The sequence below is a fragment of the Tissierella sp. genome (assembly GCF_052089545.1).
Taxonomy (GTDB): Bacteria; Bacillota; Clostridia; order Tissierellales; family Tissierellaceae; genus Tissierella_A.
In genome coordinates this window covers 1-2,890 of sequence record NZ_JBQDAA010000252.1, presented here as the reverse complement: position 1 = coordinate 2,890, position 2,890 = coordinate 1, and the positions used below count along the sequence as shown (strand labels likewise).

Here is a 2,890-nt window from a genome sequence, read left to right as displayed (position 1 = left end):
GGTGATTGTATAGATGAGTGTCCAACAGATGCGATAACAGCAGGAGATATATACATAATAGACGCTGATGCATGTATAGATTGTGCAGCATGTAACGATGTTTGTCCAGTTGATGCACCTCAACCAGAGTAAAACGAGATATAAAAAGACCCGTACGGGTCTTTTTTGCTATAAAGAATAAAAAGTTTTATTTATAAAAAAATTATAAAGAAAATCCACGTAAAACTTATTTAATATGAGAAAAAATGCTTCTTTTGATTTATTCGATAGAAGCTTTTTTTATATAAAAGGAGATAAACTTATGGTAGACGAAAGAATAGATATAGTGCCAGGTACAAAGTTTAAAATCATACAAGATAAAAACTCTTTTTCATATGGAACGGATGCTATATTTATTTCAGACTTTGCTAAAGCAAAAGGACTTGTAATAGATTTAGGAACAGGTTCAGGCATTATACCTCTCAGACTTATAGAAAAAAAGAAAGTTAAAAAAATATACGGAATAGAAATTCAAAAAGAAGTTTTTGATAGGGCAAAAAGAAGTATAAAACTAAATGGTTTAGAAGAAAGAATTGAGATTTTAAATATGGATTTAAAAAAGATAGATGAAAAGTTTCCTAAAGCTCATTTTGATACAGTTATTTCAAAACCACCTTATTTAAAAGCTGGAGGCGCTGTAATAAATAAAAGAGAAAACTTTGCCATATCTAGACACGAAATAAGCTGTAATCTAGAAGATATAATAAAAACATCAGGTTATCTTTTAAAACCTCAAGGAAAACTTTTTTTAGTACACAGGCCAGATAGGCTTACTGATATATTTATGAACCTAAGAAAATATGGTATTGAACCAAAGAGGATCAGATTTGTTTACCCTAAACCTGAAAGGCCTCCAAATCTTGTTCTTATAGAAGGAGTAAAGGGTGGAAGGGCAGATTTGAAATTTTTAAAACCACTAATAGTGTATAATAAAGATAGTACTTATACTGAAGAAATATATAAAATATACGATAGAAAGTAGGATAAAAATGGAAAAGGGAAAACTTTATATTTGTCCAACTCCAATAGGAAACCTAGAAGATATAACTATAAGGACTTTAAAAGTCTTAGAAGAGGTAGATTTGATAGCTGCGGAAGATACAAGGCATAGTTTAAAGCTTTTAAATCATTATGATATAAAAAAGCCCCTCACATCTTATCATGAACATAATGAAAGAGAAAAAGGACAAGAACTTATAGAGAAACTTTTACAAGGAGAAAATATAGCCCAAATAAGTGATGCAGGTATGCCAGGCATATCTGATCCTGGCCAAACGCTTATAGGACTAGCTATAGAAAATGAAATAGAGGTTGTAGCACTTCCTGGGGCTACAGCACTTATAACAGCGCTAGTAAGTTCAGGCCTTTCTACAAGAAGGTTTACATTTGAAGGTTTTCTTCCTTCCAAGAAAAAGGAAAGAGTAGATAGACTAAAGCTTTTGGGAGAAGAAAAGAATACTCTAGTAATCTACGAATCTCCACATAGACTAAAAGACACATTAAAAGATATGCTTTCTACATTTGGAAATAGAAAGATAGCTATTGTAAGGGAACTTACTAAGGTCTATGAAGAAATCCTAAGGTCTGATATAATAGAGCGAATAGAGCACTTTAATAAGGTAGATCCTAAAGGTGAGTTTGTTCTAGTAATAGAAGGGAAAAAAGAAGAAAGTCTAAATGAAAATATAGATATAAAAGAAGAGCTTAAAAAATTCATAGAAGAAGGATATACAAAAAAGGCTAGTGTAAAAATAGTATGTGAAAAGTATGATCTAGCTAAAAATAAAGTTTATAAGAAAAGTTTAGAGATCTAAAGGAAGAGTTGGTATTTATGTACAGTATACATGATAAATTGAAAGATAAGATTTCGGATTTAAATACAAGTCTAAAAGAAAAGTATAAAGAAGTATTAGATATAGGAAGAGATGAACTTAGAGAATTTATAGATGCAAAAATTGGAAGGATTAAATCTATAGAAAAACTAGATAGTGAAGATTTAAAAGACTATCAAAAAAAGGGTGGCATAGTAGGGGTAGATGGTTCAAACAATAGAGCGGGTGGGTCATCACCACATTTTGTAGAAGCATATCAGGCCCTAGCAAAATCAACCCTACATAAAGATAAACCTATATTTTTAGCAGATATATATAGTCCATTAGAGGAGAATTCAAGGAGCAGATCTATACTAGAAGAAGATGAAGAGACTGAGGAACAAGGTGAAGATAAAAAGAATATAAAACTTGCTACTTTAGAAGTAGAGGCTGCTATAGAAGCAGTAGAAAGCTTTAAACCATATGCTATTCTTATGGATGGTGGTCTTATACGATATAATATATATGCAAAAGAAAAATGGACACTCCTTAGACAACTTTGTGAAGAAAAAAACATCTTACTTGTAGGAGTTATAGAAGATATAAAAACTTCCATGATAGGAGATGGACTTAAAGAAAGCTTCGAACACATAGACTCTTCAATATATGATAGGGAAATCTTATTTGGAAAGCTTGACTATGGAGAAATGATAATTATAAATGAAAGAGTAAATAAAAAAGGAAGTGAAGGTTACTCTTCAGCCTTTATAAGAAGTGCCCTTTCTCCAACTGCAATAGGAATGGACATACTAGATACCCAAAAGACTAGTATAGAAGATATGGCAAGGCTTGTACTGACACTAACCCCAGAAAATAGTCGAGGCATACCTTTATGGCTTGATATAGTAGATAAAGAAGTCAAGATATCAGATGAAATAATGAAGGGTCTTATGGAAATGTATATGGACAGAGACCTTTATGAAAGGTTTTTTATCTCTGAAAGAGATAAGAGAAGCTAGGAGGTAAAAGATGAAAGTAGT

The 2,890-nt window shown here is 31.6% G+C and carries 4 protein-coding genes; all 4 read left to right on the top strand.

The genetic code is table 11. The features are described 5' to 3' along the window. Positions 1-9 precede the first annotated feature (9 nt). Entirely contained in the window at positions 10-132 is a 123-nt protein-coding gene (locus ACTHW2_RS12485; protein ID WP_442264228.1) for a 4Fe-4S binding protein, read from the top strand. A gap of 169 nt (positions 133-301) precedes the next feature. Beyond that, positions 302-1,021, top strand: coding sequence for a tRNA1(Val) (adenine(37)-N6)-methyltransferase (locus ACTHW2_RS12480; protein ID WP_442264227.1), 720 nt, complete (start codon positions 302-304; stop codon positions 1,019-1,021). Between the two features lie 7 nt (positions 1,022-1,028). Next, complete coding sequence (gene rsmI / locus ACTHW2_RS12475) at positions 1,029-1,853, top strand: 16S rRNA (cytidine(1402)-2'-O)-methyltransferase (RefSeq protein WP_442264226.1); 825 nt, start codon at positions 1,029-1,031, stop codon at positions 1,851-1,853. A 17-nt stretch (positions 1,854-1,870) separates the two neighbouring features. Continuing rightward, positions 1,871-2,869, top strand: a complete 999-nt coding sequence (locus ACTHW2_RS12470; RefSeq protein WP_442264225.1) for a DNA double-strand break repair nuclease NurA — start codon at positions 1,871-1,873, stop codon at positions 2,867-2,869. Positions 2,870-2,890: the final 21 nt, after the last annotated feature.